Genomic DNA, 17,637 nt, shown 5'->3' on the forward strand with positions numbered 1-17,637 from the left:
GGCGCGTCCAGACCATAAGGCGGGGGCCTGGTGATGGTTCAGGGATTCGGACGAAGTCAGGTAGTCCGGAAGCTACTTCATGACATCGCCGGACGACTTCCTGAGGTGCCCCCATGACCTGGCCGACTACCTCACGAAGTCGCACACCAGCGCTTTGACGGGAACCCCCGGCGCGCCCAGTGTGGGGGACGCCAACGACAACAGGCGGCGCCTGGAGGAATCCGTGAGCAGAAAGATTCTGGTCATTGTCTCCGAACACGGTTACTGGGCCGAGGAACTGATCGGCCCCGTATCGCAGTTCGACGAGCAGGGCTATGAAGTCGTATTCGCCACGCCGACCGGAAAGCGTGCCCACGCTCTCCCGCCGAGCCTCGACGCGAAGTACATCGATCCTCCGCTGGGGCGCTCGGTCACCACCGAGGAGAACGCCCGGCTGGGCCGGGAGTTCGAGCAGTCGAGCCGGCTCGACTCCCCCCTCGACATCGAAGCGTGGGCCCCCGAGCGCCCGTACACGAGCGACTCGGCCTATCTGCCCAAGCTGGAGCAGTACCACCGCGATCTGGACAAGCTCCAGGCCGACATCGCCGGTTTCGACGCGGTGCTCATCGTGGGCGGCAGCGGTCCGATCGCGGACCTCGCCAACAACGAGCGCGTGCACGCCCTGATCCTCGCCTTCAAGAACGCCGGCAAGGTCGTCGCGGCCGAGTGCTACGGCGTCGCTTGCCTGGCCTTCGCCCGGGACTGGGGCGACCGCCGCAGCATCATCTGGGGCAAGCACGTGACCGGCCACTGCAAGGAGTACGACTACAAGGACGGCACCGGATTCCTCGGTACCGATTTCAACATGGGGCCGCCGCCGTACCCGCTGGAATACATCCTGCGCGATGCGACCGGGCCGCGCGGCGCGTACCACGGGAATTTCGGCCACCCCCTTTCGGTGATCGTCGACTTCCCCTTCGTGACCGGTCGTTCGACCCCCGACTCGTATCTGACGGGGCAGAAGATCGTGGAAGTCCTGGAGAACGGCCTCACCCGGTACGGCTGGTAATTCCGGTACGGCGGTACGAAAAGGAGGGAGAGTTCGATGAGTTCTGGAGCCACTCCCGGACGGGAAAGGCTGATCGACCAGTTCAAGGCCGACGGCCTGAACGTCATGTTCGGAAATCCGGGGACGGTGGAACAGGGATTCCTCGACGCGGTCGACGCGGCGGAGGACTTCCACTACGTCCTCGCCCTCCAGGAGACCGTGGCCGCCGGCATCGCCGACGGCTACGCCCGGGCCACCGGCGGGGCGGCGCTGCTCCAGCTCCACTCCGGGGTGGGTCTGGGCAACGGCATCGGCATGCTCTACCAGTCGCTGCGCGGCCACACCCCGCTCGTCGTGGTCGCCGGCGACGCCGGGGTCCGCTACGACGCCATGGACGCGCAGATGGCGTCCGACCTGGTGGCGATGGCGAAGCCGGTGACCAAGTACGCGACCCGGGTCACCGACCGGCACTCCGTGCTGCGCACCATCCGCCGGGCGGTGAAGATCGCCCTGACCCCGCCGCGCGGCCCGGTGTTCGTGGCGCTGCCGATGGACGTGCTGGACGAGCTCAACTCCGAGCTCGTCCTGCCCGCCACGGTGCCCTTCACGGACGTGGCCCCTTCCGCCGCCTCGGTGGGGCGGGCGGCCGAGCTGCTTGCTTCCGCCGAGCGGCCGGTCGTCCTCGTCGGGGACGGGGTCTCGCTCTCCGGGGCGCAGCGCGAACTCGTCGCCGTCGCCGAGCTGCTCGGTGCCGACGTCTACGAGGTCGACTCCTCCGAGGTGAACATCGCGGCCTCGCACCCGCTGCGCCGCGGTCAGACGGGCCACATGTTCGGCCCGCACAGCAAGGAGCTGATCGGGAACGCGGACGGGGTGCTGATCGTCGGCACCTACGTCTTCCCCGAGGTGTTCCCGGAGCTGGAGAGCCCCTTCCGGGCCCGCGCGAGGGTCGTGCACATCGACCTGAACGCCTACGAGATCGCCAAGAACCACCCGGTGGACCTCGGGCTCGCCGCTGATCCCCGGCAGGCGCTGCGCGCACTGGCCGGCGTACTGGAACACCTGCTCACCCCCGCGCAGCGGTCGGCGGCGGCCGGGCGGCTGGACGCGCGGACCCGGGAGCGGGTGCGGGCGGACCGGGCCGAGCGGGAGGCCAAGGAGGCGGACGGTTCGCCGATGGCGGTCTTCCTGCGGACCCTGGCCGAGCGCACCGGCGGGGACCTGATCGTCTTCGACGAGGCGCTGACCACCTCCCCGCTGGTCACCCGGTACCTGCCGCCGGAGCGGCCGGGCGACTACCACCTCACCCGGGGCGGATCGCTGGGCGTGGGCTTCCCGGGCGCGGTCGGCGTCAAGCTGGCGCGGCCGGAGCGGCTCGTCGTCGGCTTCGCCGGCGACGGCGGCTCGATGTACACCTACCAGGCGCTGTGGACCGCGGCCCGGCACGGCATCGAGGCCAAGTTCGTCGTCTGCAACAACCGCAAGTACCGGCTGCTGGACGACAACATCGCCCAGTACTGGCGGGAGCGGGAGATCCCGGAGCACGGCTTCCCGGGCTCCTTCGACCTCTCGCACCCCGAGATCGACTTCGCCGCCCTGGCCCGGTCGCTCGGGGCGGGCGGGATGCGGGTGGAGAAGCCCGACGAGGCGATCGCCGCCGTGGGCCGGATGCTCGCCCACCCCGGGCCGTTCCTGGTCGACGTACAGATCTGACGCCCGACCGGGATCTGACGCCCGACCGGGATCGCACGCCCGACAAACGGATCGGACGCACCACGCCCGCCCGGACCGTACGCAGAGCACGGACAGACAGGAGGAGACCGCATGCCAGCCGAGCGGCTGACCGAGGACGCGATCCGCGCCTTCGCCGAGAAGTGGTACGTGGCCCTGGACCAGCACGTCCAGCCGGACCAGGTGCTGGCCCTGATCACCGAGGACCTGGAGTTCAAGGTCCCGGAGGACACCTTCGTGGGCCACCAGGGCTTCGGCCGCTGGTACGAGGCGGTCACGAACCGCTTCTTCGACGAGGTGCACACGGTGACGAAGGTGGAGCCCGTCATCGAGGGCGACCGGGCGATCGTCCGGGTCCTCGTCAACTGGCAGGCCAAGATCTGGGACCCGCCGGCCGCCCGCAGCGTGTGGCTGGGCTTCGACGCCGACCAGACCTGGACCGTGGTCGCCGGGCCCGACGGGCCGCTGATCCGCCAGTACACCGTCAACGAACTGGAGCCCATGCCCGGTTCCGCCTCCCTCTGAGCGCCGAAGGAGAAGCGACGATGACCGAAGTGACACGGGAGCGGGTCGAGGCGGCGTACCGCGCCCTCGGCTCCGGCGACCGGGCCAGGATCCTGGAGTACTACGCGGAGGACCTGCGCTGGCAGGTCCCCGGCAACCACCCGCTCGCCGGCTGGTACGAGAGCCTGGACGCCTTCCTGGAGCTGATGGGACAGACCCACAAGCTCACGGGCGGCACCTTCCGCATGGACATCGAAGCGGTCCTCGTCGGCGAGGACTGCAGCGCGGACGTCTGCCGCAACGTCGCCGTGCGCGGCGGCGCCGACGAGTCGAGCCGCTCCCCGTACGAGCGGATGGACTACCCGGTCTTCCACTTCATGCGCTGGCGCGACGGGCGGATCGTCGAGGGCCACGACGGTCTCTTCGGCGACACGGCCACGGCCTTCAGCCAGTTCTGGGCGCCCTTCGCGCCGGACGGAACCCGCAGGGACCAGTAGGGGGATGAGCGCCATGGACGCGCGGCAGATCTTGCAGAAGTACTACGAGTACGCCAACGCCGGTGACTGGGACAGCTGGTGCGACCTGTTCGCCGAGGACCAGGTCATGGACGAGCAGCTCGCCGGCCACATCGAGGGACTGGAGACGCTGCGGTCGATGATGAAGGGCATGGGGACCATGTACCGGGTCTTCCGCAACGAGCCCGTGCACTTCCTCGTCGACGGGGAGAAGGCCGCGGCCGTCTCCCACCTGACCGCGGTCACTCCCTCCGGGGAGGAGATCGAGGCCGAGGTCATGAACTTCTTCCGGATCGTGGACGGAAAGATCGCCTACATGGCGAACCACCACGACACGGTTCCCTTCCAGGTGCTCGGCCAGGGCTGAGGGGGCGCGCGATGGCCGTGGATGAGTACGACTACATCGTCGTGGGATCCGGCACCGCCGGCAGCGTCCTGGCGAACCGCCTCTCCGAGGACCCGGACGTCAGCGTCCTGGTCCTGGAGGCGGGAGCGGGCCGCATCCCTCCCGAGGTGGACGATCCGTCCTCCTGGTACAAGCTGCTCGGCGGGCCCGTCGACTGGGGGTACACCAGCGTCCCGCAGCCCGGGCTGGACGGCCGCCGCACGTACGAGCCGCGCGGCAAGGCCCCCGGCGGCAGCAGCAACCTCTACATCATGATGCACATCCGGGGCCACGCCTCGGACTTCGACAACTGGGCCTACCAGGGCGCGGCCGGCTGGGCGCACGAGGACGTACTGCCCTACTTCTCGCTGCTGGAGGGCCAGGAGGACGCCACCGCGCCGACCACCGGCACCCGCGGGCCCCAGCGGATCACCCACGCCGGGCGGCACGGCCCCAACCCGGTCTCCCGCGCCTTCATCGACGCCGCCGTCGAGCTCGGCCACGAGGAGATCGCCGACTTCAACACCGACGGGCCCCGGCGCGGTCTCTTCGGCACCGGCTGGCACCACATCGACGTGGCCGACGGCCGCCGCCAGGGCGTCCTCGCCGCCTACCTGGAGCCGGCCCTCGACCGCTCCAACCTGACCCTGCGCACCAGTGCGCAGAGCACCCGGCTGCTCTTCGACGGGGACACCTGCACGGGCGTGGAGTACGTCCAGCTCCAGGCCCCCGCCACGCTTTCGGACAGCGACGCCGCCGGCCGGACCGTGCGCGACGGGCACAGCACCGCTCCCGAGCCCGGGCCGCACACCGTACGGGCCCGCCGGGAGGTGATCGTGGCCGCCGGGGCGATCGAATCGCCGAAGCTGCTGCTGCTCTCCGGGATCGGGCACCCCGAGCAGCTGCGCGAGCACGGCATCGCGACCGTCGCCGAACTGCCCGGGGTCGGCGAGAACTTCCACAACCACGTACTGACCGGGCTGATGGCCGAGGTCACCCAGGAACTGCCGCCGCCCGCGCAGAACTTGTCGGAGAGCGCGCTGTTCCTCTCGTCCCGGCCGGGGCTGCCGGCGCCGGACCTGCAGATCGCCTTCGTGCACGTGCCGTTCGACGTGATCGTCGGTCAGGACCATCCGAACACGGTGTCCATCCTGCCGGGTGTCGTCCGTCCCGTCTCGCGGGGCTGGATCAAGCTGGCGAGCGCCGATCCGCTGGCCCACCCGTTGATCCACCCGAACTACCTGGGCGACCGCTGGGACTTGGAGCGGATGGTCCAGGGCGTCAAGACCGCCCGGGAGCTCTTCGCGACCTCCGCCTTCTCGCCCTGGTACAAGCAGGAGCTCCAGCCCGGACCGGGCTACGTGTCCGACGAGGACCTGCGCACCTTCGTGAAGCAGAAGTCGGAGAGCTACCACCACCAGGCCGGCTCCTGCCGCATGGGCATCGACGACCTCTCCGTCGTCGACCCCGAACTGCGGGTGCACGGCGTACGGAACCTGCGCGTCGTCGACGCCAGCGTGATGCCCGCCGTCCCGTCGGGCAACTGCCACACCGCCATCGCGATGATCGCCGAGCGCGCGGCGGACTTCCTGAAGGGGGTGTCCCGTGTCTGAAGTGGTCCTGCGCGAGGGTGCGCTGACCGGGACCCGGATCGCGGTCCTGATCGAGAGCGACTTCTACGAGCCGGAGATCTTCTACTACGGCCGCCGGTTCGCGGAGGAGGGAGCCGAGGTCGACTTCCTGACCCGGCTGTGGGGCAACGACTCCATCACCTTCTCCGGGCACGAGTACCGGGCGCCCTTCACCGCGACCCGGTCCCTGGAGGGGCTGAGCGACGAGGAGCTGCGCCGGTACGCGGCGATCATCGTGCCCTCGGGCATGGTGGCCGACCGGCTGCGGTACACCGAGGACGTGGACGTACTGGCGCCGGCGACGGAGCTGCTGCGCCGGGCCTTCGAGGAGCCGACCGTCCTCAAGGCGGTGATCTGCCACGGCATGTGGCTGGCCGCCTCGATCCCGGACAAGATCCGCGGCCGCAAGGTCGTCTGCCACAACAACCTCATCGGCGACGTCCGGAACATGGGCGGCGAGTACGTGGACGAGGACGTGGTGGTCGACGGCGACCTGGTCACCGGACGCACCGGCGCCCACCACCACCTGTTCGCCCGCCGGATCATCGAGCTGATCGCCGCCGACCGGGGCGGGCGGCGCGCCCAGGGCGCGCAGGACGCCCGGGACGCGCGGGGCACCGGCTGATGGCCCCGATGGTCTGGTCGCACGTGGGCCTGAACTGCGCCGACCAGAAGACCACCGAGGACTTCTACACCCGGTACTTGGGCTTCGCCCGGGCCCGGGTGGTCGACCTCGGAGACGCATCGATCATCTTCCTCCGCCAGGGCGACGTGTACCTGGAGCTCTTCGCGGCGGGCACCGAACCGGCCGACACGGCTCAGCACGACGGGCCGGCGGCGCCGGGCCGGATGCGGCACCTGGCCTTCCAGACCGACAGCGTGGACGGCTTCCTGGCCACGCTCGGCGATGCGGCCGAAGTGACCCTGGGGCCACTGGACTTCGACGATTTCATCTGCGGGTGGCGGACCGTGTGGGTCCGCGATCCCGACGGGGTGATCGTCGAGGTCAGCCAGGGATTCGAGGACGAGCACGGCCGGGAGTACGGCCGCGAGCAAGGCCACGACCACGAAGACAAGGACGGTGCATGACATGGCGGACGCCGTGAGCTTCTCCTTCTCCGACACGATCGCCGGCTACGTCGGCCGCTTCGACTCCGGGACCCGGCTGCTGAGGCTGAAGACCTCGGACGGCCGCGAGTTCGACGTCTCCCTGGCCGGGGACCCCAGCGCCGAGCTGGTCCGCAACCTGGACGAGCCGTACATCGACGCCTCCGGGCACATCGACGAGATGCTCTCGCCGGGACGGTTCCTCTACGTCTACGGGGTGCACTACCCCGAGCAGGGCGGCCGCTTCGAGGCCAAGCGCCTGGTGTTCCTGGGCCGCGGGGCCGAGGACTACCGCTTCGAGGAACCCAGCTGGTGGATCAAGCAGATCGAGTCGCTGGCCGACTTCTACAAGCGGGCGCAGTTCGGCGACGGGCCGGTGGACTTCGCCGAGTACCGCACCGAGATCCGGCTCGGCGGCGACAAGACCGCCAGTCATGTCCAGGAGACCGACACGATCTCCCGCCTGGTCTACGGCATGGCCTCGGCCTACCTGCTGACCGGCAAGGACGAGTACCTGGAGGTCGCCGAGCGGGGCACCGAGTACCTGCGCAAGCACATGCGGGTCGTGGACAGTGAGGAGGACGTGGTCTTCTGGTACCACGGCATCAGCGTCGACGGGGACAGCGAACGCAAGCTGTTCACCTCGGAGTTCTCCGACGACTACGACGCGATCCCGATGTACGAGCAGATCTACGCCCTGGCCGGCCCGATCCAGACCTACCGGGTCACCGGCGACATCCGGATCAAGAACGACGCGGACGCCACCATCCGGCTCTTCGACAAGTTCTTCAAGGACCCGGAGCAGGGCGGCTACTACTCGCACATCGACCCGATCCTCTTCAGCGCCGACCACGAGTCCCTCGGGGAGAACGCGGAGCGCAAGAACTGGAACTCGGTCGGCGACCACGCCCCCGCGTACCTGATCAACCTGTACCTGGCGACCGGTGAGCAGCGCTACGCGGACTTCCTGGAGTACACCTTCGACACGATCGCGGACAAGTTCCCGGACTACAAGAACAGCCCCTTCGTCCAAGAGCGCTTCTTCCGCGACTGGTCCCACGACACCGCGCACAGCTGGCAGCAGAACCGCGCCGTCGTCGGCCACAACCTCAAGATCGCCTGGAACCTGATGCGGATGAACTCGCTGAAGGCCAAGCCGGCCTACGAGGAGCTGGCCCGCAAGATCGGCGAGATCATGCCGGCCGTCGGCAGCGACGTGCAGCGCGGCGGCTGGTACGACGTGGTCGAGCGCGTCAAGTCGGGGGGCGAGGAGACGTATCGTTTCGCCTGGCACGACCGCAAGGCCTGGTGGCAGCAGGAGCAGGCGATCCTCGCCTACCTCATCCTGAACGGCACCGTCGGCGGCGACGCGAACCTGCGCGAGGCGCGGCAGGCCCAGGCCTTCTACAACACCTTCTTCCTCGACCACGACGAGGGCGCCGTCTACTTCAACGTGCTCGCGAGCGGGACCCCGTACCTGCTCGGGACCGAGCGGCTCAAGGGCAGCCACTCGATGTCCATGTACCACTCGGCGGAGCTCTGCTACCTGTCCGCCGTCTACAACAACCTGCTCATCAACGGCCGGGAGATGGACTTCCACTTCCAGCCCGACCCGACGAACCTGCCCGACCGCGTGCTGCGCGTCTCGCCCGACCTGCTCCCCGCCGGCTCGGTGCGGATCGCGTCCGTCGAGATCGACGAGAAGCCGTACACGGACTTCGACGCCGACGCGCTCACCGTCCGGCTGCCCGACGTACAGGGCCGGGTCAAGGTCAAGGTCCGGCTTCGCCCGACCGCCCAGTAGCGCTCAACGGGGGCGCCCCACTCAGAGGGGAAAGCAATGACCCTGAACGTGAAGGAACGCCGCAACAAGGCGGGCACCGTGCTCGTCGCCACCGGCGAGATCAACAGTGAGACCTCCGGATCGCTGCTGCAGAGCCTGCTGCCGCTGGTCCGCGAGGGCCGGCCGCTGCGCATCGACCTGACGGCCGTCACCTACGTCTCCAGCGCCGGGCTGCGCACCCTGCTCGTCGTCTACCGCGAGGCCCAGCACGCAGGGGTCGCCGTCACCCTCTACGGGGTGAGCGAGGAAGTCCGGTTCGTCATGTCGGCCACCGGCTTCCTCGACTTCTTCTCCACCGGCGAGGCCGAGTCGGCGGCGGCCAAGGCCGCCGCCAAGACGGCCGCCAAGGCCGCGCGATGAGCGAGCCGGCGTCCGAACAGGTGTTGCGCGTCGACGCGTACCCGACCCACGAGGTGGGCGGGTACCGCGTGCGCGCCGGCAAACCGTTCCCCTTCGGGGCCAACGTGGTTCCGGGCGGGGTCAGTTTCTCCGTCTTCTCCGACCAGGCCACCTCCATGACCCTGGTCATCTACAAGCGCGGAGAGCCCGAGCCGATGGCCGAGCTGGAGTTCCCCCAGGAATTCCGCACCGGCAGCGTCTTCGCCATGACGGTCTTCGGCCTCGACCACGAGAACATCGAGTACGGATACCGGGCCGACGGACCCTACGACCCCGTCACCGGCCACCGCTTCGACGCCCGCCAGGTGCTCTCCGACCCGTACGCCCGGCTGATCGCAGGCCGCGACGTGTGGGGCGTGGAGCCGGACCGCAGCCGCGGCTACCAGTACCGCTCCCGCGTCTGCCTCCAGGACTTCGACTGGGGCGACGACACCCCGCTGGGCATCCCCGCCGAGGACCTCGTCGTGTACGAGACCCACGTGCGCGGCTTCACCCGGCACCCCTCCTCGCAGGTCACCGCCCCCGGCACCTTCGCGGGGCTGCGGGAGAAGATCCCGTACCTGAAGGAGCTCGGGATCAACTGCATCGAGCTGCTGCCGGTGTTCGAGTTCGACGAGAGCGACAACCCGCGCACCAACCCGGAGACGGGCGAGCAGCTCTTCGACTACTGGGGCTACAACACCGTCTCCTTCTTCGCCCCCAAGGCCGGCTATGCGGCCACCGGGCGCTACGGCATGCAGGGCGACGAGTTCCGCACCCTGATCAAGGACCTGCACGCGGCCGGCATCGAGGTCATCCTCGACGTCGTCTTCAACCACACGGCCGAGGGCAACGAGCAGGGCCCCACGATCTCCTTCAAGGGGCTCGACAACGCCACGTACTACATGCTCACGCCCGAGGGGTACTACTTCAACTTCAGCGGCACCGGCAACACCGTCAACTGCAACCACCCCGTCGTGCGCAACTTCGTCCTCGACTGCCTGCGCCACTGGGTCGCGGACTACCACATCGACGGTTTCCGCTTCGACCTCGCGGCCATCCTCGGCCGCTCCGCGGACGGCACGCCGCTGCCCAACCCGCCGCTGCTGGAACTGCTCGCCTACGACCCGGTGCTGCGGCACACCAAGCTCATCGCCGAGGCCTGGGACGCCGGCGGCCTCTACGAGGTCGGCAACTTCCCGGCGTACGGCCGCTGGGCGGAGTGGAACGGCAAGTACCGCGACACCGTGCGCAGCTTCCTCAAGGGCGACCCCGGGATCACCGGGGAACTCGCCACCCGCATCGCCGGCTCGCCGGACCTCTACTCCACCCGCGGGACCTCGGCATCGGTCAACTTCCTGACCGCGCACGACGGTTTCAGCCTGGCCGACCTGGTCTCGTACAACGACAAGCACAACGAGGCCAACGGCGAGGGCAACAACGACGGCGGCAACGACAACGCGAGCTGGAACTGCGGGGCCGAGGGACCGACCGACGATCCCGGGGTCAACGCGCTGCGGCTGCGCCAGATGAAGAACGCCCTGGCCGTCCTCTTCACCAGTCAGGGCATCCCGATGCTGCTGTCCGGCGACGAGGTGGCGCGCACCCAGCAGGGAAACAACAACACGTACTGCCAGGACAACGAACTGTCCTGGTTCGACTGGAGCCAGGTCGACGAGAACTCCGAACTGCTCCGGTTCACACGGGAGATGATCGCCTTCCGCAGGCGCCACCGCGAACTGCGCTCCACCTCCCACCCCACCGGCCAGCTCCGGGACACCCTCGGTCTGCCCGACATCAGCTGGCACGGGGAGCGGGCCTGGCAGCCCGACTGGTCGGCGGAGAGCCGGCTGCTGGCGGTGGCCCGCTGCGGCACCGGTGACGACGACGTGGTGTACGCGGCCATGAACTCCCACTGGGAAGCGCACGACCTGGAACTGCCCGCCCTCCCCGGCGGCCGCAGCTGGCACCTGTTCGCGGACACCGGGGCCGAGGCCCCGTACGACATCCGCACCCCCGGCGCCGAACTCGAACTGGAGAACGCCGGCAAGTACCTGATCGGTCCGCGCTCGGTCGTGATCCTGGTCGGCCGCACGCCCGACGCCGAGCTCTAGACCGCGCTCCAGTCCACGCACCGAAGGAGACCTGACATGCCGCTTTCCGTGTCCCTGAGCATCGAGGGCGACACCACCGTGATCGAGCTGGAGGGCGAACTGGACGCCAAGACCGCGCCGGACTTCCACCAGACCATCGAGAAGGCCGCCGGCCACGGCACCAGCACCGTCGAGATCCGCATGGCCGGAGTCGGCTACATGGCCAGCGCCGGACTGCGCTCCCTGGTCTTCGCCCAGCAGAAGGTGGGGGAGCACGTCACCATCAAGGTGGTCGGCGCGATCGAGCCCGTCGCCCGGACCATCCGGACGGCCGGTCTCGACCGCAGCGTCGTCCTCTCCGACGACTGAGTCCGATGGACGAGGCGGTCAAGACGGCGAGGATGTCCGCCGAGCTGCACGTGCCCGCCACCCTGGGGGCACTGGGCGACATCGCCGCGCTCGTCCTGCGGCTGGCCGGGAGCGCGGGCCTGGGCAAGGGCGCCTCGTACCGGATCCGGCTGGCCGTGGACGAGCTGGCCACCAACATCGTGATGCACGGGTACCGGGGCGGCGACGGACGGATCACCGTCCGGGGCCGCTCCGGGCCGGGCCGGGTGCAGATCTCCATCGAGGACCGAGCCCCGGCCTTCGACCCGGTCCAGGGGCGACTGCCGCCCGAACCGCACACCGCCCCCGAGCGGCGCCGGATCGGCGGACTCGGCATCCACCTCGCACTGACCAGCGTGGACGAGTTCGACTACGTACGCAGGGACGGCCGCAACATCAGCACGCTGACTGTGATGGCTGAGGGGACTGACCCATGCCCTCCACGACCGTGATCATCCTCGACGAGTACCCGCCACCACCCCTCGAACTCCTCGGAGCACTGGAGGAGATGGGAGCGGCACTCGTCCCGCGCACGCTGGCCGAACTACTGGCCGGCCCACTGGAGGAGCTGCCCGAAGCGGACGTACTGCTCGCCCCGGCCCGGGCCGACGGAGAGGCCGTACGGACCGCCGTGCGCCGGCTGCGCCGCTGGGCCGGGGCCCCCATCGTGGTCGTCTGGACCGTGACGGAGTTCGCCGCCCTGGAGGAACACGTCCGGATCGGCCACGACTACCTCGTACCGCCCTTCCTGCCCGCCCTCGTCGGGGCCCGGCTGCACAGCTGCTCGGAGCGCGCCGGACTCGGCCGCACCCTGCGCGAAGCCGACGCCCGCGCCGAACTGATGGGCTACGAGAAGGAGTTGGAGATCGGCCGCGAGATCCAGGCCGGTTTCCTGCCGGAATCGCTGCCGGTCCCCGAAGGCTGGGAGATCGACGTGTGCTTCCGGCCCGCCCGGCAGGTCGCCGGGGACTTCTACGACGTCTTCGAGCTCTCCCGCGGCCGGCGCCTGGCCTTCGTCGTCGCCGACGTCTGCGACAAGGGGGTCGGAGCCGCGCTCTTCATGGCGCTCATCCGCTCCCTGCTGCGGCACACCGCCGAGAACAGCGGCCTCCAGCACCTGGTGGCCGCCGGCCGCACCGGCAACAGCCGGCGCATCCCCGTGGTGGGTGCCACGCCGCTGCTCAACGCGGTCACCGCCACCAACGGCTACCTGACCCGCAACCACCTGCGGCAGGGCTACTTCGCCACCCTCTTCTTCGGGGTGCTCGACCCGCTCACCGGATCCCTCGTCTACATCAACGGCGGCCACAACCCGCCGCTGCTGCTGGACGCGGAGGGCGGCGAGCCGCGCACGCTGGAGGTCACGGGCCCCGCCGTCGGGGTGCTCCCGGACTGTGTGTACACGCTCGGCTACGCCCAGTTGAACCCGGGTGACACGCTCTTCGTGTTCACCGACGGAGTACCCGAGGCGCGCTGCCCCAGCGGCAGCTTCCTCGGCGACGAGCGGATGCTGCAGCTGCTCTCCGGTCCTCCGGTGAGCGGCAGGGAGGTGGTCCAGCGCATGGACACGGCCGTACGCGAACACACCGGAACAGCCGAACAGCACGACGACGTCACCATGCTGGCCCTGCACCGGCCACGCGCGGCGCGGGGGCCGCACGCGGGCGGGGCCGATCGCCAGGTCGTGGCCTGATGACCCGGACCATCGTGGTGCACTCGTACCGCGGCGGTACCGGAAAGTCCTCGGTACTGGCGAACCTGGCCCTGCTCCTCGCGGGCGAGGGGCGCCGGGTGGGGGTGATCGACACGGACATCCAGTCGCCCACCCTGGACCTGCTCTTCCGGCTCGGCCCCGGCCCCTCGCTCGCCGACTACCTGCTCGGCCGGTGCGAGATCGAGGCCGCCGCCCAGGAGGTCGTCACGGGCTGCGGCCGCGGGGTCCTGTACGTCGTCCCGGCGCGCACGGGGACGGCGGCCCTGCGGGAACTCATGACCACCGGATACGACGTGGGGCTGCTGCCCGAGGGCTTCGACCGGCTGGCCCTGCACCACGCCCTGGACGTCCTGCTCCTCGACACCCACGCCGGGCTCAACAACGAGTCGGTCACCGCGATGGCGAGCGCGGACGTGCTCCTGATCATGGCCCGGGCCGACCGCATCGACCTCCTCGGAGTCGAGGAGACCATCGCCCTGACCGGCCGGCTCGCCTGCCGGCGGACCCTGGTGATGAGCATGGCGCCCGAGGGCATCGACCGGGCGGCCGCCCGGCGTCGGGCCGAGGAGGTCTACCGCACCCCCCTGGCCGGAATCCTGCCCTACGTTCCTGAAATGGCCGCGCTCTACGGGGAACGCATTTTCTCCGAGGCCCATCCCGACCACCCCCTGGTCGGTGAATTCCGCACCATCATCTCGGCGTTGGACGCACGTGACGAAGTATCACGTGCCTGACGTCTCCCCCTTACGCCCCTAGCGGGGGGCGTGTTGAATCGGCAGCGAATCCAGCGCAGCCAGATAGAGGAGAAGAGTCATGAAGATTCTCGTCGTCATGACGGCCAAGGCCACGCTTCATCTGCTGGACGGGGAACAACACCCCTCGGGTTTCTGGGCCGAGGAATTCGCCGTTCCCTACACCCTCTTCAAGAACGCGGGCCACACCGTGGACGTGGCGACGATCGCGGGCGAGGCCCCGACGGTCGACCAGACCAGCGTCGACCCCCAGTTCCTCCAGTGGGTCCGCCCCCAGGGCTCCGCGGACACGGACACGGCCAGTGCCCGGGAGTACAGCCGCGTCATAGAGACCACCCCGCAGCTGAGAAACCCGATCGCCCTGGAGACCCTGGGCGAGAAGGACATCGCCGACTACGACGGCATCTACATCAGCGGCGGCCACGGGGCCATCGGCGACCTGCCCAAGTCCGACGAGCTCGCGCAGATCCTGCGCTGGGCCATCGCCCAGGACAAGCCGCTGGCCACCGTCTGCCACGGGCACACCGCCCTGCTGGCCCTGCGCGACGGCGAGGGCCAGTGGCCCTTCGCGGGCTACCGGATGACCGCCTTCTCCCACAGCGAGGAGCTCGTCACCAACATGGCGGGCCGCCTCCCGCTGATCCTGGAGGCCGAACTCACCCGGCTCGGCGCCCGCTACGAGAAGGCCGAAGCGATCTGGGACTCGCACGTGGTGGTGGACCGCAAGCTCACCACCGGCCAGAACCCCTACTCCTCCAAAGCCCTCGCGGAGACGTTCTTACGTCAGCTCGCGCAGGGCTAGCCGTAGGGGGCGTCTTGCCGATCAGACCCCGCTCCCTGATCCGGCCCGATCGACAAGACGCCCCCAAGCGCTCAGCCCCTCGCACCCGAAACCGGAAGGCAGCCACAGCCATGACCAAGCGCGCGCTCAGCGACCAGCCCTTGGCCAACCCCGGGAAACTGTTCATCGGAGGCAGGTGGGTTCCGGCCCAGGACCACCGCACCGAACCGGACATCAGCCCCGTGGACGGCCAGGAGATCGTGCCGGTGGCCCAGGCGGCCGCCGCCGACGCGGACGCGGCCGTGGCCGCCGCCCGCACGGCGTACGAGGAAGGTCCCTGGAGCAGACTGTCCGCCCAGGAACGCGCGCTGCGGCTGAACCGGGTCGGGGAGCTCATCGAGCGCGACCTGGAGGAGATCGCCCTGCTGGAGACGGTGGACATGGGCAAGCCGTTCGCCTTCTCCTCCACGGTCGACGCCCCCATGGCCGCCCAGCTCATGCACTACTACGCCGGCGCCGTGACCCGGGTCGACGGCTCCTCCCGGGCCCCGGCCGGCGGGCAGCTCGCGTACACCCTGCGCGAACCGCTGGGCGTGGTCTGCGCCATCACCCCCTTCAACTTCCCGCTGCTCCTGTCGATGACGAAGATCGCCCCGGCCCTCGCGGCCGGGAACACGGTGGTCCACAAGCCCTCGCCCGCCACCCCGCTCACCGCCCTGAAGATCGCCGAGCTGTTCCAGGAGGCGGAGATTCCGGACGGAGTGCTGAACGTCATCACCGGTCCGGGCGTGGAACTGGGCGAGACCCTCACCGGCCACCCCGGCATCGACAAGATCGCCTTCACCGGCTCCACGGTCGTGGGCCAGTCGATCATCCGCAAGGCGGCCGGCACCCTGAAGAAGGTGACGATGGAGCTCGGCGGCAAGTCCGCCAACATCGTCTTCGCCGACGCCGACCTCGACGCCGCCGAGGAACTCGCCTTCTTCGGCATCTACTACAACAAGGGTGAGATCTGCACCGCCGGCTCCCGGCTGCTGCTCCACCGCCCCATCCACGACGAGATGGTCGAACGGCTCGTGGCCCGCGCGGCCGCCCTGCTGCCCGGAGACCCGCGCGACCCGGCCACCCTCTTCGGACCGCTCGCCCACCGCGGCCAGTTCGACAAGGTCAGCTCGTACATCGAGGTCGGCGAGAAGGAAGGCGCCGTGCTGCGCGTCGGCGGCACCGGCTGGACCCCCGACGGGGCATCGTCCGAAGGCCTGTACTTCCTGCCGACCATCTTCACCGGCGTCGACAACTCCATGCGGATCGCCCAGGAGGAGATCTTCGGGCCCGTCCTGTCGATCATCCCCTTCGACACCGAGGAGGACGCCGTGCGCATCGCCAACGACAGCGCGTACGGCCTCGCCGCCGGCGTCCACACCAAGGACCTGCGGCGCGCCCACCGGGTCGCCTCGCAGATCAAGGCCGGGACCGTCTGGGTCAATTGCTACAACCAGTACGACCCCGCCGTGCCCTACGGCGGCTACAAGGCCTCCGGCTACGGGCGCGAGTGCGGCCCCGAGTCCCTGGAGAGCTACACCCAGACCAAGTCGGTCTGGATCGGAATGGACTGACACCCCTCGCCCGTACTGAGACCACCTGGAGGAGCCCCATGCGGATCGGCATCATCGGCGCGGGCCGGATCGGATCGACCCTGGCCAGGATCCTCGTGGCGGCGGACCACCAGGTCGTGCTGGCCAACGCCCGGGGCCCGCAGAGCCTCGGGGCCCTGCTGGCCGAGCTGGGCCCCGCGGCCTCGGCGGCGCACCCCACCGAGGCCGCGGCCCGGGCCGAAGTCCTCGTACTGATGGTGCCGTTCGACAGCGTCCGGGGGCTGCTGGCGCAGGAAGCCGTACGGGACACCGTGCTGGTGGACGCCACCAACGCGTTCGACGGCCCCGGCGCTCCCCGGGATCTCGGCGGCCGGGGGTCCAGCGAACTCGTCGCCGAATGGTATCCGGGGACCCGGATCGTGAAATCCCTGAACACCATGCATTTCGAAACGCTCGCCGTCGCCGGCACCGCTTCGGGGCCGCGCCTGGCCCATTTCACGGCGGGCGACGACGGGAAAGCCAAGGAAATAGTCGCGGGAATCATCACGGATCTCGGATTCGCTCCCGTGGACACCGGTCCGCTGCACTCCGGAGGAATTCTCCAGCAGCCCGGCGGGCCCCTCTTCAACCGGCCGCTCACGGAAGCGCAGGCGCTGGCATGGACCTCTCACTGAACGTCAACGGAAGACCCGAGCAGTTCTCGGCGCAGCCGAACGAACTGCTCGTGGAACGGCTCCGCGACGGACTCGGGCTGACCGGGACCAAGGTCGGCTGCGACACCGGCCAGTGCGGAACCTGCGTCGTCCGGCTCGACGGCCGCTCCGTCAAGAGCTGCCTGATCCTCACCGCGGCGGCCGCCGGCTCCGCGGTGACCACCATCGAGGGGGTCACCACCCCCGGCGGTGAACTCAGCGGCCTCCAGGAGGCCCTGCGCCAGGAGCACGGCACCCAGTGCGGCTTCTGCACCCCGGGGATGGTCATGGCCCTGGGCGAACTGGTCGACAACACGGCGGACCGCGAGGCACCCACCGAGCCCGAGATCCGCGAGTGGCTCACCGGCAACCTGTGCCGCTGCACGGGCTACCACAGCGTCGTACGAGGAGTGCAGCGCGCCTGCTCCGCGGCCCGCGAGGACGCGCCGGCGCAGCCGGCCACCGCCACCGCCGCCGCCGCGTCCGGACAGGAGGGGTGACG

At 69.8% G+C, this 17,637-nt stretch carries 19 protein-coding genes; all 19 read left to right on the forward strand.

Annotated features, from left to right (window positions below):
• Window positions 1-223 precede the first annotated feature (223 nt).
• On the forward strand, window positions 224-1,048 hold the full coding sequence (locus OHA37_RS32205) for a type 1 glutamine amidotransferase domain-containing protein (protein WP_266910461.1): 825 nt from the start codon (window positions 224-226) through the stop codon (window positions 1,046-1,048).
• Between the two features lie 36 nt (window positions 1,049-1,084).
• A complete protein-coding gene (locus tag OHA37_RS32210; protein WP_266910463.1) occupies window positions 1,085-2,740 on the forward strand; it encodes a thiamine pyrophosphate-binding protein in 1,656 nt (551 codons plus the stop codon).
• Between the two features lie 111 nt (window positions 2,741-2,851).
• Window positions 2,852-3,283, forward strand: a complete 432-nt coding sequence (locus tag OHA37_RS32215) for a nuclear transport factor 2 family protein (RefSeq protein ID WP_266910465.1) — start codon at window positions 2,852-2,854, stop codon at window positions 3,281-3,283.
• 20 nt (window positions 3,284-3,303) lie between these two features.
• On the forward strand, window positions 3,304-3,759 hold the full coding sequence (locus tag OHA37_RS32220; RefSeq protein ID WP_266910467.1) for a nuclear transport factor 2 family protein: 456 nt from the start codon (window positions 3,304-3,306) through the stop codon (window positions 3,757-3,759).
• A gap of 4 nt (window positions 3,760-3,763) precedes the next feature.
• Entirely contained in the window at window positions 3,764-4,144 is a 381-nt protein-coding gene (locus OHA37_RS32225; protein WP_323182380.1) for a nuclear transport factor 2 family protein, read from the forward strand.
• 11 nt (window positions 4,145-4,155) lie between these two features.
• Window positions 4,156-5,775, forward strand: coding sequence for a GMC family oxidoreductase (locus OHA37_RS32230; RefSeq protein WP_266910469.1), 1,620 nt, complete (start codon window positions 4,156-4,158; stop codon window positions 5,773-5,775).
• On the forward strand, window positions 5,768-6,418 hold the full coding sequence (locus tag OHA37_RS32235) for a DJ-1/PfpI family protein (protein WP_266910471.1): 651 nt from the start codon (window positions 5,768-5,770) through the stop codon (window positions 6,416-6,418). The genes OHA37_RS32230 and OHA37_RS32235 overlap by 8 nt, the downstream gene beginning before the upstream one ends.
• Window positions 6,418-6,882 (forward strand): VOC family protein, encoded by a 465-nt coding sequence (locus OHA37_RS32240; RefSeq protein ID WP_266910473.1) that lies wholly within the window; start codon window positions 6,418-6,420, stop codon window positions 6,880-6,882. Before OHA37_RS32235 ends, OHA37_RS32240 begins: the two co-directional genes overlap by 1 nt.
• Window position 6,883: 1 nt before the next feature.
• Window positions 6,884-8,704 carry an AGE family epimerase/isomerase gene (locus OHA37_RS32245; protein ID WP_266910475.1) on the forward strand — a complete coding sequence of 607 codons (1,821 nt, stop codon included), beginning with the start codon at window positions 6,884-6,886 and terminating at the stop codon, window positions 8,702-8,704.
• 36 nt (window positions 8,705-8,740) lie between these two features.
• The gene (locus tag OHA37_RS32250) at window positions 8,741-9,103 is read left to right on the forward strand and encodes an STAS domain-containing protein (protein WP_266910477.1); all 363 of its coding nucleotides are present in this window, start codon (window positions 8,741-8,743) and stop codon (window positions 9,101-9,103) included.
• Complete coding sequence (gene glgX, locus OHA37_RS32255; protein WP_266910480.1) at window positions 9,100-11,235, forward strand: glycogen debranching protein GlgX; 2,136 nt, start codon at window positions 9,100-9,102, stop codon at window positions 11,233-11,235. Before OHA37_RS32250 ends, glgX begins: the two co-directional genes overlap by 4 nt.
• Window positions 11,236-11,271: 36 nt before the next feature.
• Window positions 11,272-11,583: an STAS domain-containing protein gene (locus OHA37_RS32260; protein ID WP_266910482.1), complete on the forward strand. Its 312-nt coding sequence runs from the start codon at window positions 11,272-11,274 to the stop codon at window positions 11,581-11,583.
• A 5-nt stretch (window positions 11,584-11,588) separates the two neighbouring features.
• Window positions 11,589-12,053: an ATP-binding protein gene (locus OHA37_RS32265; protein WP_266910484.1), complete on the forward strand. Its 465-nt coding sequence runs from the start codon at window positions 11,589-11,591 to the stop codon at window positions 12,051-12,053.
• On the forward strand, window positions 12,035-13,294 hold the full coding sequence (locus OHA37_RS32270; protein WP_266910486.1) for a PP2C family protein-serine/threonine phosphatase: 1,260 nt from the start codon (window positions 12,035-12,037) through the stop codon (window positions 13,292-13,294). Before OHA37_RS32265 ends, OHA37_RS32270 begins: the two co-directional genes overlap by 19 nt.
• On the forward strand, window positions 13,294-14,049 hold the full coding sequence (locus OHA37_RS32275; RefSeq protein ID WP_266910488.1) for a MinD/ParA family ATP-binding protein: 756 nt from the start codon (window positions 13,294-13,296) through the stop codon (window positions 14,047-14,049). Before OHA37_RS32270 ends, OHA37_RS32275 begins: the two co-directional genes overlap by 1 nt.
• A gap of 79 nt (window positions 14,050-14,128) precedes the next feature.
• Window positions 14,129-14,869: a type 1 glutamine amidotransferase domain-containing protein gene (locus OHA37_RS32280; protein WP_266910490.1), complete on the forward strand. Its 741-nt coding sequence runs from the start codon at window positions 14,129-14,131 to the stop codon at window positions 14,867-14,869.
• Window positions 14,870-14,979: 110 nt separating this feature from the next.
• A complete protein-coding gene (locus tag OHA37_RS32285) occupies window positions 14,980-16,464 on the forward strand; it encodes an aldehyde dehydrogenase family protein (RefSeq protein WP_266910492.1) in 1,485 nt (494 codons plus the stop codon).
• A 38-nt stretch (window positions 16,465-16,502) separates the two neighbouring features.
• Window positions 16,503-17,117, forward strand: a complete 615-nt coding sequence (locus OHA37_RS32290) for an NADPH-dependent F420 reductase (protein ID WP_266910494.1) — start codon at window positions 16,503-16,505, stop codon at window positions 17,115-17,117.
• Entirely contained in the window at window positions 17,102-17,635 is a 534-nt protein-coding gene (locus OHA37_RS32295; protein ID WP_266910496.1) for a (2Fe-2S)-binding protein, read from the forward strand. The genes OHA37_RS32290 and OHA37_RS32295 overlap by 16 nt, the downstream gene beginning before the upstream one ends.
• Window positions 17,636-17,637 lie beyond the last annotated feature (2 nt).

This window comes from Streptomyces sp. NBC_00335, assembly GCF_036127095.1.
Lineage (GTDB): Bacteria > Actinomycetota > Actinomycetes > Streptomycetales > Streptomycetaceae > Streptomyces.